Source organism: Sphaerimonospora mesophila, from assembly GCF_001417795.1.
GTDB classification, from domain to species: Bacteria; Actinomycetota; Actinomycetes; order Streptosporangiales; family Streptosporangiaceae; genus Sphaerimonospora; species Sphaerimonospora mesophila.
Genome location: NZ_BCBX01000045.1, coordinates 79,916 through 93,677, shown reverse-complemented (window position 1 = coordinate 93,677; position 13,762 = coordinate 79,916). Strand labels below are relative to the sequence as shown.

The 13,762-nt window shown below is 67.5% G+C and carries 9 protein-coding genes and 1 riboswitch; of the genes, 7 read left to right on the top strand and 2 right to left on the bottom strand.

The features are described from left to right. The first annotated feature begins 127 nt into the window (after positions 1-127). From AP234_RS26385 to AP234_RS26375, 3 genes are all read left to right on the top strand, one after another. The gene (locus tag AP234_RS26385) at positions 128-2,689 is read left to right on the top strand and encodes an L-aspartate oxidase (RefSeq protein ID WP_055482435.1); all 2,562 of its coding nucleotides are present in this window, start codon (positions 128-130) and stop codon (positions 2,687-2,689) included. A gap of 7 nt (positions 2,690-2,696) precedes the next feature. Further along, positions 2,697-3,479, top strand: coding sequence for a type III pantothenate kinase (locus AP234_RS26380; protein WP_055482434.1), 783 nt, complete (start codon positions 2,697-2,699; stop codon positions 3,477-3,479). A gap of 121 nt (positions 3,480-3,600) precedes the next feature. Continuing rightward, complete coding sequence (locus AP234_RS26375; protein WP_235558390.1) at positions 3,601-3,849, top strand: LuxR family transcriptional regulator; 249 nt, start codon at positions 3,601-3,603, stop codon at positions 3,847-3,849. 41 nt (positions 3,850-3,890) lie between these two features. On the opposite strand, the gene AP234_RS26370 is transcribed toward AP234_RS26375, so the two are convergent. Together AP234_RS26370 and AP234_RS26365 are read right to left on the bottom strand one after the other, a co-directional pair. Continuing rightward, a complete protein-coding gene (locus AP234_RS26370) occupies positions 3,891-4,928 on the bottom strand; it encodes a patatin-like phospholipase family protein (RefSeq protein WP_055482433.1) in 1,038 nt (345 codons plus the stop codon). Positions 4,929-5,168: 240 nt separating this feature from the next. Continuing rightward, a complete protein-coding gene (locus AP234_RS26365; protein WP_235558389.1) occupies positions 5,169-6,113 on the bottom strand; it encodes an NlpC/P60 family protein in 945 nt (314 codons plus the stop codon). Between the two features lie 156 nt (positions 6,114-6,269). Beyond that, positions 6,270-6,446, bottom strand: a riboswitch (cyclic di-AMP (ydaO/yuaA leader). Between the two features lie 315 nt (positions 6,447-6,761). Here AP234_RS26365 and AP234_RS26360 point away from each other — a divergent pair. From AP234_RS26360 to AP234_RS26345, 4 genes are all read left to right on the top strand, one after another. Next, positions 6,762-7,313: an amino-acid N-acetyltransferase gene (locus AP234_RS26360; protein WP_055482431.1), complete on the top strand. Its 552-nt coding sequence runs from the start codon at positions 6,762-6,764 to the stop codon at positions 7,311-7,313. Between the two features lie 130 nt (positions 7,314-7,443). Then, entirely contained in the window at positions 7,444-8,664 is a 1,221-nt protein-coding gene (locus tag AP234_RS26355; RefSeq protein WP_055482430.1) for an RDD family protein, read from the top strand. A gap of 1,888 nt (positions 8,665-10,552) precedes the next feature. Beyond that, positions 10,553-10,891 (top strand): histone-like nucleoid-structuring protein Lsr2, encoded by a 339-nt coding sequence (locus AP234_RS26350; RefSeq protein ID WP_055482429.1) that lies wholly within the window; start codon positions 10,553-10,555, stop codon positions 10,889-10,891. A 295-nt stretch (positions 10,892-11,186) separates the two neighbouring features. Next, a complete protein-coding gene (locus AP234_RS26345) occupies positions 11,187-13,691 on the top strand; it encodes an ATP-dependent Clp protease ATP-binding subunit (RefSeq protein WP_055482428.1) in 2,505 nt (834 codons plus the stop codon). Positions 13,692-13,762: the final 71 nt, after the last annotated feature.

Below are 13,762 nucleotides of genomic sequence, written 5' to 3'. Positions count from 1 at the left end.
CCGGAGAAGCGGTCTGATCAGGAAAGTGGTCGTTTCGGGAAAGCGCGACTGATCGAAAGGGGCGGGGCGGGGACGCATCACCGCGATGGGGGCGTTATCGTCATACTGACGAAAGGGGAACCCCCGCATGGTGGCGATTCCGAGGAAGCTCACTGCCCCTGCTCCCGGATGGAGCGTGCACGCCGACGCGGTAGTCGTCGGGTCCGGCATCGCGGGCCTCACCGTGGCCCTCCGCTACACCGAGCTGACCCCCGCCGGACGAGTGCTCGTCGTCACCAAGGACGCGCTCTCCGCCGGGTCCACCCGATGGGCCCAGGGCGGCATCGCCGCGGTCCTCGACCCCGAGGACACCCCGGACGAGCATCTCAACGACACCCTCGTCGCCGGCGCCGGACTCTGCGACGAGGACGCCGTACGGATCCTCGTCACGGAGGGCCCCGACGCGCTCAAGCGGCTCATCGACCACGGCGCCCGATTCGATCGGGACACCGACGGGCAGCTTCAGCTGACCCGCGAGGGCGGACACCGGCGCAACCGCATCGTGCACGCGGGCGGCGACGCGACCGGCGCCGAGGTGCAGCGTGCGCTGGTCGAGGCCGTGCTGGCCGAGCCCAGGATCGAGGTCATCGAGCACGCGCTCGCCCTCGACGTGCTCCTCGACGCGGCCGGCCACGCGTGCGGGGTCACCCTCCATGTCATGGGCGAGGGCGCCGGAGACGGCGTGGGCGCGGTACGCGCCGGGGCCGTGATCCTGGCCAGCGGCGGCATGGGCCAGATCTACGCCGCGACCACGAACCCGCCCGTCTCCACCGGCGACGGCGTCGCGCTCGCCCTGAGAGCGGGCGCAGTGATACGCGACCTGGAGTTCGTGCAGTTCCACCCGACCGTGCTGTGGCTCGGCGAGGATTCGACCGGCCAGCAGCCGCTCGTCTCCGAGGCGGTCAGGGGCGAGGGCGCGGTGCTCGTGGACGCCGCGGGCGACCGGTTCATGCGCGACGTGCACGAGCTGGCCGATCTCGCGCCGCGCGACGTGGTCGCCAAGGCCATCACCAGGAAGATGCGGGAGACCGGCGCCGATCACGTCTACCTGGACGCCACGCACTTCGGCGAGGAGAAGTGGCGGGTCAGGTTCCCCACGATCCTGGCGGTCTGCCGCGAGCACGGCATCGATCCGGTCGAGCGGCCGATCCCGGTCGCGCCCGCCGCCCACTACGCGAGCGGCGGCGTGCGCACCGACCTGTCCGGCCGGACCAGCGTCCCCGGTTTGTACGCCTGCGGCGAGGTCGCCTGCACCGGCGTGCACGGCGCGAACCGGCTCGCCTCCAACTCCCTGCTCGAGGGGCTCGTCTTCGCCGAGCGCATCGCCTGCGAGCTCGCCGTACGGGACCTGTCGCCGGGCGAGCCCGTAGAGCATGACGATCGGCCGGAAGGGCTGGTCGATCCGCGCACCCGGCCGAGGCTCCAGAACCACATGAGCCGGGGGGCGGGCGTGCTGCGCAGCGCGCGAAGCCTCGCCGAGGTCGCCCGTGCCCTCGGGGACGCCAGGTGGACGCCCGTCGCGGTCGAGCCACGCACCGAGTCGTGGGAGGCGACCAACCTCATGACCGTGGCGTCCGCCCTGGTGGCCGCAGCCGCGGGACGCGAGGAGACCCGCGGCTCGCACTGGCGTGAGGACCATCCCGACCGCGACGACGACCGCTGGCGGTCGCACATCGACATCGTCCTGGGAGCGAAAGGACTGACCATGCGGTACGCGCCCCACACGGAGCAGCCCGAGCAGGCAGAGCAGGCAGAGCAGCCGGGGCGTACGGAACCGGAGGCCCCACTCGGGACCGAGCTGACCGGGCTCGGCATCGATCCCGACCGGCTGCGCGACCTCGTGCGCACCGCGCTGGCCGAAGACCTCGCGGGCGGACAGGACGTGACCTCGGCGGCCACCATCCCGGCCGGGCAGACGGCCGTGGCCGACGTGGTCGCACGCAAGGCGGGCGTGGTGGCCGGCCTGCCGATCGCCGAGGCCGTCTTCCGTCAGGCCACCGGGCCCGTGACGATCGAACGGCGCGTGGCCGACGGCGACCGGGTGGGGCCCGGCGACGTCCTCATGACGGTGCACGGCCCGGTGGCCGACCTGCTCACGCTGGAGCGGACCGTGCTGAACTTCCTCACCCACCTGTCCGGGATCGCCACCCTCACCCGGCGCTGGGTGGACGCCGTGGCCGGCACGGGGGCGCGGGTGCGCGACAGCCGCAAGACGCTGCCCGGTCTGCGTGCGCTGGAGAAGTACGCGGTGCGCTGCGGTGGCGGGGTCAACCACCGCATGGGCCTCTACGACGCCGCGCTGATCAAGGACAACCACGTCGTGGCAGCGGGCGGGGTCGCCGAGGCGTTCCGTGCCGTACGGCAGGCCTTCCCCGGCCTGCCGATCGAGGTCGAGGTGGATCGCCTCGACCAGATCGAGCCGGTCCTGGCCGAGGGTGCCGACGAGATCCTCCTCGACAACTTCACGGTCGAGCAGCTCGCCCGGGCCGTACGTCTGGTGAACGGACGGGCGCGGCTGGAGTCGAGCGGTGGGCTCACCCTGGACACGGCGCGCGCCGTGGCGGAGACCGGGGTCGACTACCTGGCGGTCGGGGCGTTGACGCATTCGGCACCGGCACTGGACATCGGACTGGATCTTCGTGGTGCATAATCGGGGCATGCTGCTCACCATCGACGTCAGCAACACCCACACGGTGCTTGGCCTGTTCGAGGGTGAAGAGGTGATCGAGCACTGGCGCATCGCGACCGATCCCCGCCGCACGGCGGACGAGATCGCCGTCGTGCTGCAGGGCCTGCTCGGGCAGTCGCCGATCCTCAAGGACGCCGACATCGGCGGCATCGCGATCTGCTCGACGGTTCCGTCGGTGCTCAACGAGATGCGGGAGATGTCGCGCCGCTACTTCGGTGACGTCACGACCGTGGTCGTCGAGCCCGGTGTGCGCACCGGTGTCCCGGTGCGGATGGACAATCCCAAGGAGGTCGGCAGCGACCGGATCGTGAACGCGCTCGCGGCCGCCACCCTGTACGGCGGGCCGTGCGTGATCGTGGACTTCGGCACGGCGACGTCGTTCGACGCGGTGTCGGGGCGGGGCGAGTACATCGGCGCCGTCACCGCCCCCGGCCTGGAGATCTCGGTGGACGCGCTCGCCGAGGCCGGGGCGCAACTTCACAAGGTCGAGCTGATCCGGCCGCGGTCAGTGATCGCCAAGAACGCGGTGGAGGCGGTGCAGTCCGGCATAATCTACGGTTTCGCCGGGCTGGTCGACGGCATCGTGGACCGGATGACGGCGGAGCTCGCCGCCGACCCCGACGACGTCACGGTGGTGGCCACCGGCACCGGCGCCCCGCTGGTCGTCGACGAGGCCCGCACGATCGACGTACACGAACCCTGGCTCACACTGATCGGACTCCGCCTGGTCTATGCCCGTAACACCTCGTGAAACCCGGAGAAGCGCGGCGAAGGGCGGGCGTGCGCTTCGACACTTGACGAGTTTCGTGGGAGGTGTTTACCTACCCGTGGAGGGTGGGTCGGCCATTCGTCATCGTAGGGAGGGGCAGGCGATGGGGTTTCCCGACGTCGTCTCCCGAGGTGACAATCTCGCCTCGGACCTGGACCGTGCCGGTCTCACCGACGACGATCTGCTGCTTCTCGCCGAGCTCGCCAAGGGCGTCAGCGCCGATCGGGTGGGCCGCCGTCTGGACGTGAGCGGTCGGACCGTACGGCGGCGCCTGCGCGGCATCTGCGACAGGATCGGCGTGGAGACGGCGATCGAGGCGGTCGCCTGGGCGGCCCGCCGCCGCCTGATCTGATCTCCCGGCGTATGCCTCGGACCGCTCTCCAAGCGGTTGGTCTAATCGGTTGATCCGATCGGTCGGCGGCGGGTGCGCCCGCCGGTCGAGGGAACGGGCGCGGCCGGCTCCACATGGAGCGGATGCTCCTCGTCGGCCACGGGATCGGACAGATATCGTGCGACGCCCGGTTTCGGTTCATGGCTGTGGAGCCAGTGCAGGGTCGCCTGGGTGGCGCGCTCGATCAGGTCGGCCGTCTGGCGGAAATCTATCGGCAGCACCTCGACCGGGCACAGCGGCGGGAGCACGTGCATCGTCGTACGACGCCGGTTGTGCCTGATGGAGGCGCTGATGCGCTGCTCGCTCAGCAGGTTGTAGCCGTGCAGGGCCATCGCGATGGCGGTGGACGGCGGCGCGGGCAGATGGCAGGAGAAGCCGGGCGCGAACAGGTACACCTCGTCGGCGCCCGCGTTGACGGCCAGATCCAGGACGGTCTGGTCGGCCACGCCGCCGTCCATCAGAATGCGGTCGCCGATCCGCACATTGGGATAGAGCGCGGGAATGGCGGTGCTGGCCAGCAGCGCGGGAAGCACGGGTCCGTGCGACAGCACGGCGGCCCGCCCGCTGAGGACGTCGGTCGTCAGCACCAACAGCGGGAGCCGGGTGTCCTCCAGGTACTCGAACGAGATGAAGCGTTCCAGGAACCGGCGCAGCGCGTTGTTGTCGAAAAGGTGGTTGCGGGTGCCGAGTGCCGTGCCGAGGACGGTCACGGGGTTGAACGGGAAGGTGTAGTTCAGCGTGCCGATCGCCCGCAGCGCGCCACGCAGCGGATGGAAGGGAAGGTTGTCCGCCAGGCTGCGCAGCGCCTCCTGCCTGCTGAGCGGATACACGTCGTGGCTGCTCACCGTGAGCCACAGGCGGGCGAGCTCCTCGACGCCCTCGGCATCGGGGTGGGCCGCGTAGTAGGCGCCGTTGAGCGCGCCCACCGAGGCGCCCACCACCATGTCGGCGCGCACCCCGTGCGCCGTCAGTGCGCGGAGCATGCCCACCTGGACGGCCCCCAGGCTCCCACCGCCCCACAGCGCGAAGGCCCTCGTCATCGCGGCTCCTCTCACGAGAGCGCAACGGTCGGCCGGGACGCGCTGAGCGCGCCCCGGTCTTCATAGTCGGTTCCCGGCGACGTCGCACCGAATCGGCGAACGACGCTTCGACGTACGGGCCGGGTGTTCCCGGTGCGTGTCCGCCTCGGCCGGGGGAGCCGTCCCGATGCTCAGTCCGCGATGCTCAGTCCGCGATGCTCAGTCCGCGATGCTCAGTCCGCGATGCTCAGCCGGAGATGCTCAGTCCGCGATCCGTACGGCTCCCGCGAACGGCCGACCGGCGATCTTGGCGACGCGTACGACGTCCCCGGTGCGCGGCGCGTGGACCATGTAGCCGCCGCCGATGTAGATGCCGACGTGATGCAGGTCGTTGTAGAAGAACACGAGGTCGCCCGGACGCATGTCTTCGCGGTTGATGTGCGCGCCCGCCGTCCACTGGTCACCGGTGTAGTGCGGCAGGCTGATCCCGACCCGCTGGTAGGCCGCCATGACCAGGCCGGAGCAGTCGTAGGACGAGGGCCCTTCCGCGCCCCAGACATAGGGCTTCAACTGCTGGGTCAGCGCCCAGCGTGCGGCCTCGGCCGCCTTGCCGTTGCCGACGATGGGGAACGAGATCCGGGTCGCCCGGCCGCCGATGCTTCCGGCGACCCTGCTGTAGAGGCTGCTCTCGGTCTTTCTGATCAGGCCCCTGATCTTTTCCTTGCGGGTTTCGAGGCTGGACAGCAACTTCTTCACCTCGGCCTGGCGGGCGGCGGCGCTGGCCTTGGCCCGCTCGGCGGCCTTCATGACGTTGGTGACCTCGGTGACCTCCTGACCCTGCTGCATCTGCAGCGCATAGGTGGTCGAGGCCTGGTCGAGGTAGGTCTCGGGGTCGGTGGCGCCGACCATCGGGAGCAGCGGGCCGATGCCGCCGTTCATATAGGAGTTCTGCGCGAGCGCGCTCGCCTTCTGGCGGCGGTCGGCCAGTTCCGCCTCGCTCTTGGCGAGGTTCTTCTTGGCGATGGCGGCGGAGCGCTGGGCGGCCTTGAGCCGTACGCGCTCACCGTTGTACTGCTCGGCGAGGCTCTCAATCTCCTCGTGGAGGCGTTCGACCTCCGCCGCGAGCTTCTTCAGATCCGGCTTGGGTTCGGCGGTGGCGGCCACCGTGGGGGCACCAAAGGTGATCACGGTGAGTGCGACGCCCACGAGGGCTAACCGGCGGATGCTCCTGGACCCGGCCTTTCGGGCTCGGGCGTGCCTGCCTGCGGGCCGTCCTCCACGCATGCGTTACCAAGCTCCTCTCCTCGGCTGTGCCATCGGAGGACCGCCTGTTACGGCCGTTCGCCGGCCGCGCGGTGTCCGTACGGCACTACTGGACGCCTACCGGGTTAGCTGACGGGTTCGGGCCGGAGTAGCCCTACCTTTCGGATTCACCCCGTTATCGACGGGGTCCGGCATCGAGCCGGACCGCGATCCGTACAGTTGGGTCCCCGGTTCCCCTCCACACCTGGTGCGTTGAAGACTCGGCATCGTCGCTGGACATTAGTGCACGCCGAGTTCCTGCTCAACCGGAACTCCCGATCCCATCTAGATTTCACAACTGAACGATCACGTTCGGGTCACGGTCTCGGCGTGCGCGTACCCTCATCAACCTGCCTTTACTTTCCCCGTAAGATCATGAAGGTCCGTCGGCCCGGTGTCTCAATTAGCTAAAAATTGGGCAAGGTGACGTTAATCACTACTCCCACTCACGGTACTTTCGCCGCGACTGTGCGTTACTCTGGTCCGCGCCCTCCCCGTTATGGTGTGACCGTTAATCCGGTCGCTTCGGTCGCAGGGCTACGCTGACCGTTCATGGAGCAGGTCGCCGAGGAGACGCCAGCCGAGTCCGGTCCACCGGCCCTTGTCGTACGTCGTGCCAGGACGCCCGACGTACGGGTGATCCGCCGCCTCGTCGACGCGTACTCCGGAGTCGGGCCCCGCCTGCTGGAGAAGAGCACGGTCACGCTCTATGAGGACATCCAGGAGTTCTGGGTGGCGGAGAGCGCTGGGCGGGTCATCGGCTGCGGTGCACTGCACGTGCTCTGGGAGGACCTGGCGGAGATCCGCACGGTCGCCGTCGACCCCGAGGTCCGTGGCCGGGGCGTCGGCCATCGGATCGTTTCCGCGCTCATAGAGACGGCGCGTGAGCTGGGAGTGCGGCGCGTCTTCTGTCTCACGTTCGAAGTCGAGTTCTTCAGCCGGTACGGCTTCATGCCCATCCAGGGCACGCCGGTGTCACCCGAGGTCTACGCCGAACTCCTGGCTTCTTACGACGAAGGCGTCGCCGAGTTTCTGGATCTTGAGCATGTGAAGCCCAACACACTCGGCAACACCCGTATGTTGCTGCACCTCTACCGTGGGTGATCCTTGCGCTGCTTGACTATATGGGAAACCAAATGCAAAGGTGACTGTTGATACGCCGGTCGCTACTTTGGGCGATATCAGCATGGAGCCTGAACCGCGGGCGCATGCGTATCTGAAACGAGGTGACACGGTGAGCACCGGACAGCCACCGTATCCGCAGGGCGATTCGGATGGTACGCCAGCGCCGCCTTCCGGCCGCGGTGCCGGCGCGGACAGGCAGGCGTTCGACCCTGAGGCTACTGTCGTCAACTATCTGAACCCGCCCCAGCAGCAGGGCTCGCCGCAGACCCCCGGGCACGGACAGCAGTACGAGCAGCAGCAGTACGGCCAGCAGGGCTACGGCCAACAGCCGGGATACGGTCAGCAGCAGGGCTACGGCCAGCAGACCGGCCCGCAGTCGTACGGTCAGCAGCAGTACGGCCAGGAGCAGTACGGTCAGGCCCAGCAGCAGTACGGCCAGCAGACCGGGCCGCAGTCGTACGGTCAGCAGTCGGGTTACGGCGGCCAGCAGCCCGGCTACGGTCAACAGCCCGGCCATGGCCAGCAGCAGTACGGGCAACAGGGATACGGCCAGCAGGGATACGGTCAACAGCAGCCCGGCTACGGTCAGCAGCCGGACTACGGCGGCCAGCAGCCGGGGTACGCGCAGCCCCAATACGGACAGCAGCAGTACGGCCAGCAGCAGTACGGTCAGGAGCAGTACGGCCACGACCAGTACGGCCAGGCCCAGCAGCAGCCCGCCTACGGCCAGCAGCAGGGGTACGGCCAGCAGGGCTACGGGCAGCCCGGTTACGGGCAGGCGGCCTACGGCCAGCCGTACGGCGCCGCGGTCCCGCCCGGCGCTCCGGCCCCGCTCGCCGAGTGGTGGCAGCGTCTCGTGGCGAGGATCATCGACGGCATCGTCGTCGGCATTCCCTTCGGGATCATCTCGGCCATCATCACGGCGATCGTGGTGACTCAGGGGTCGATCAACCTCAGGACCCGCGAGTACGTCGAGCCGAGCGGTTACTTCCTCGCCGCGCTGCTCATCGCGATCCTCAGCGGTGTGGTGATGATCGGGTACGAGTTCCTGATGCTGAAGATGCGCGGGCAGACGATCGGGAAGATCGCCATGGGCATCAAGGTGGTCCCGGTCGGCGGCACCCTCACCCAGGGCGGCCTGTCTCCGGATGTCGCGGGCAAGCGCGCCGGCGTGCTGTTCGGGCCGCAACTGCTGCGGTGGATTCCCGTCGTCGAGTATCTGATCGGCGTCTTCGCCCTCCTGAACGTGCTCTGGCTCCTTTGGGACAAGCCGCTGCAGCAGGCCCTGCATGACAAGGCGGCGGGCACGGTGGTGGTCAAGGTCAAGTAGTGCCATAAGGCGGGGTCGATGGAACGGACCATCGGCCCCGTTTTTTCGTACCCTCCCCCAAAGAAGGGGCGTAGGGCGTGTTTCAAAAGCGCTGTACGACGCGAAGGGCCCCCGCGGCGGAGTCCGGGGTGAACTCCCGTGGGGTGGAAGAGAACGCGGCGAGGAGCCGGCTGGACCGTGCGTGGCAGGGTATGACTTTTGAAACATGGCTCGGGTGATGCATCGCGGAAAGCCCGTAACAGGAGGGGCTAAACCGTGGGATGCCCGGCCAACGCCCGTGGGACCGCCCACGCCGAAGCGGATCGGGGTAGGGTCCGATCGACGCCGCGCCGCTCGTCGGCCGAATCCCAAGCGGTCCGGAATCCATGGTCTGGAATCCATATGGTCGTCTCCGGGTCGTCCGGCCCGGTTCGCCTTCCCGGCCGTACCGATCGTGGAATGGTAGGTCGTTTGGATCGCTCGAATCGTTCCCGTCCCCCCTTCGGCCCCGTCGACGTGATTTTTTCCGGACGACCTCAACTGATCTTCGGTACTCCCCGTCGATCTTCTGGGAACTTCCGTAGAATGCTCCGCCGACCGGTTTTCGTCGTGTTTCGCCGACCTTCAAGAGCGGTCTTCGCGGGCCACCTTCACCGTCGGTCTTCATGGTCGACCTTCGCGCTCGGCCTTCACCCCGGTCTTCTCGACTTCCCCGGGCGCCGGAACCTATCGCGTGCGGTGATCGTGCAGAAGTTGTCGGGAGGTCTCATCCGCCCGTGCGACCTCCTTTCAGGGATCTTGCAGAAACTCGCATTCAAGGCGCTTGGCCGGAGTGAACGATGGCGGCGACCTCGCGTGGCAAGATCACGCAAAGTGGAGTCGCGGGTGAACTGGCTCACAGGAAGTTTGTCTGAGATCGCGGGAGGAGGTCGGCGCTCAACGGCCGGCGTCGTGAGCTTTTTCAAGATCAACGCATGTTTTGTCGTTCCCCCGTCTTCCCTGCTTCACATTGCGGGTGCGTCTATGGCGGCTGTCCACCGGCCGGTCGACGAGCCGCGGGCCCGCCGCCTGCTCGCTGCTGAGCAGTGTGTTTCCCGAGGTGAGGCATGTGGAGAAGGGGCCTGCCCGGCGGAGTGCCGCCGACCTGCCGATGTCGCGCCGATGCGGGGCCGACTCCGCGCGGACCGGTACGGATCTCAGTCGAAACCGTGGATGTCGCTTCGGCGGTTCCTCTCACTTGGCATTCTGGGTACGATTTCGAGTGCATCCGGTAAGACGGCTGGAGAGACGGAGATTACCTTCGGCATCACGGGTAGGCTGGATGGGCGTACGTGGTCTGTGGCGGCTGCCGGGAGTGTTTGACGAATGCCGTCCGGTGTGCGTGTGGATCGCAGATGGATCGCCATGAGGTGGAGGAGGAGTCCGCAGTGGAGCCGCGGGCGCCGAGACCGCCCTCGGATCTACGCGGAAAGCCCGAGCCCGCGAGGAGTTTTCGCGGGAGGGGCGACGATGCGGCGAGGCGACATCCGGGCCCCGGGCACCTGGACATGATTTGTTGAACGCGACCCGAGAGCGCGACGGGGCGCCTGCTCTGACAAGATGTCCCGAGAGGCCAGGACCCGACCCGAATTCCACCCGGGTGCCGTAAGACACCCCGGCACGAGCGAGGCAGAATGACAGAGGTATTGTCCGCCTTGATACCTTCCGTGGTCGCCGCCGGAGCCGTCGTGTACGGCATCGTAAAGTTGGTGCGTTCCGACGCGGCGGGTCTACGGACGGCACGTGAGCCCCGTGAGAACCCGCCGGACTCAGAGGTCGCCGAGAAACCGCATAGGTGAATTGTCAAACGGCGAAACCGGGTATATGTTTGGCTGACGAAACAAACTATGCTCTGCGAAAGGATTGCCGGATGGCCAGGCATACGCAGGTGATTCTCATCGATGATCTCGATGGCAGCGAGGCCACTGAGACGATCAACTTCGGGCTTGACGGCACGTCATATGAGATTGACCTGAGCGAGGGCAACGCCAAGCGACTGCGTGAGGCCCTGTCGCCATTCGTCAGCGGCGCGCGGCGTGCGGAGTCCGCACCGGTTCGTGGTCGCCGTCGTGGCGGTGCCGGACAGCGGGCGATGTCCCGTGAGAAGAGCGCGGAGATCCGGGCCTGGGCTAAGGCGCACGGTCACCCCGTCAGTGAACGTGGTCGAATCGCCCAGTCGATCGTCGAAGCGTACGAGGCGGCACACTAACTACGCCCTTGATCGTGCGGTTATGCCGGTCGTCGGATGTTCTGACGATCGGGATAACCGCACGATTGTGCATGTGGAGAGGGCATGAGAGAGATCGTGTCCATCCCTCTTAAAACCTCGTTCGCTTGCGGCGTATCGGGAACATGTCACGCCCGGCAAGGGGTTGGATAGAGCGTGAACGCCCTGCTCTCGGGGAACCCTTCAACAGAGGAGCGGTCGCTGGGTCGGGGCTACCATGCGGAACGACGGGCCGGATCTCCCGCGCTCGCCTGACCGCTCTGTGAGGAGCGACGAGATGTTCGAAAGGTTCACCGACCGTGCGCGGCGGGTTGTCGTCCTGGCCCAGGAAGAGGCCCGGATGCTCAACCACAACTACATCGGTACTGAGCACATTCTTCTGGGCTTGATCCATGAGGGTGAGGGCGTTGCCGCCAAGGCTCTGGAGAGCCTGGGCATCAGTCTTGAGGGTGTGCGCCAGCAGGTCGAGGAGATCATCGGCCAGGGCCAGTCGGCGCCGTCGGGGCACATTCCCTTCACCCCGCGTGCCAAGAAGGTCCTTGAGCTGTCGCTCCGTGAGGCCTTGCAGCTTGGTCACAATTACATCGGTACCGAGCACATTCTTCTGGGCTTGATCCGTGAGGGCGAGGGCGTGGCGGCCCAGGTGCTGGTGAAGCTTGGGGCCGACCTCAACAGGGTGCGGCAGCAGGTGATCCAGCTGCTTCACGGTTACCAGGGCAAGGAGCCGGCGGCGGCGGGGGGTCCGCAGGAGTCCACTCCGTCGACCTCTCTTGTCTTGGACCAGTTCGGCCGCAACCTCACCCAGGCCGCACGCGAGGGCAAGCTCGACCCGGTCATCGGCCGGGAGAAGGAGATCGAGCGGGTGATGCAGGTCCTGTCCCGCAGGACCAAGAACAACCCGGTTCTGGTGGGTGAGCCGGGTGTCGGCAAGACCGCCGTCGTCGAGGGACTGTCCCAGAAGATCGTCAAGGGTGAGGTGCCCGAGACGCTGAAGGACAAGCAGCTCTACACCCTCGATCTGGGCGCGCTGGTCGCCGGTTCCCGCTACCGCGGTGACTTCGAGGAGCGCCTGAAGAAGGTGCTCAAGGAGATCCGTACCCGCGGCGACATCATCCTGTTCATCGACGAGCTGCACACGCTGGTGGGTGCGGGCGCCGCCGAGGGCGCGATCGACGCCGCCAGCATCCTGAAGCCGATGCTGGCCCGTGGTGAGCTGCAGACCATCGGCGCGACGACGCTCGACGAGTACCGCAAGCACCTGGAGAAGGACGCCGCCCTGGAGCGGCGGTTCCAGCCGATCCAGGTGGCCGAGCCCAGCCTCAGTCACACGATTGAGATCCTCAAGGGGCTGCGGGACCGCTACGAGGCGCACCACCGGGTCTCCATCACCGACGGCGCTCTGGTCGCCGCCGCCCAGCTGGCCGACCGTTACATCAGCGACAGGTTCCTGCCGGACAAGGCGATCGACCTGATCGACGAGGCCGGTTCCCGGATGCGGATCCGTCGGATGACCGCGCCGCCGGATCTGCGCGAGTACGACGAGAAGATCGCCAACGTGCGGCGCGAGAAGGAGTCCGCGATCGACGCGCAGGACTTCGAGAAGGCCGCGGCGCTGCGCGACCAGGAAAAGCAGCTCCAGCTCAAGCGGGAACGCCGTGAGAAGGAGTGGAAGGCCGGCGACATGGACGTCGTGGCCGAGGTCACCGAGGAGCTCATCGCCGAGGTCCTCGCGACGGCCACCGGCATTCCGGTCTTCAAGCTGACCGAGGAGGAGTCGCAGCGGCTGCTCCGGATGGAGGACGAGCTCCACAAGCGGATCATCGGGCAGGACGACGCCATCAAGGGCCTGTCCCGGTCCATCCGCCGGACCAGGGCCGGACTGAAGGACCCGCGTCGTCCCGGTGGCTCGTTCATCTTCGCCGGCCCGTCGGGTGTCGGTAAGACGGAGCTGTCCAAGGCGCTGGCCGAGTTCCTGTTCGGGGACGAGGACGCGCTGATCATGCTGGACATGTCCGAGTTCATGGAGAAGCACACCGTTTCGCGGCTGTTCGGCTCTCCGCCCGGCTACGTCGGGTACGAGGAGGGCGGCCAGCTGACCGAGAAGGTGCGGCGCAAGCCGTTCTCCGTGGTCCTGTTCGACGAGATCGAGAAGGCCCACCCGGACATCTTCAACTCCCTGCTGCAGATCCTGGAGGACGGTCGCCTGACCGACGCCCAGGGCCGGGTGGTGGACTTCAAGAACACCGTCATCATCATGACGACCAACCTCGGCACCCGGGACATCTCCAAGGGCATCGGGGTGGGCTTCGCGAAGGCCAACGACACCGAGTCGAACTACGACCGGATGAAGTCGAAGGTCCAGGAGGAGCTCAAGCAGCACTTCCGGCCCGAGTTCCTCAACCGTGTCGACGACATAGTGGTCTTCCACCAGCTCACGCCGAAGGAGATCATCCAGATCGTGGACCTGATGCTCGCCCAGGTGGACGAGCGGCTCAGGGACCGCGACATGGGTCTGACCCTGAGCCAGGCGGCCAAGCAGCTGCTGGCCGACCGTGGGTACGACCCGGTCATGGGTGCCCGTCCGCTCCGCCGGACGATCCAGCGCGAGCTGGAGGACATCCTGTCGGAGAAGATCCTGTACGGCGAGCTGCGTCCGGGTCAGGTCGTGAAGATCGACATCGAGGGCGAGGGCGACGCCGCGAAGTTCACCTTCGTCGGTGAGACGAAGGCCCCGCAGGTCCCCGACTCGGCAGCGGCCATCGCGGAGCCGATCCAGCAGTGAGCCGCCACCGGGCCGGTGCCGTTCCGGCGCCGACCGAAGACAGCGGCTGAGGAAACTCGGCTGAGCAGAAC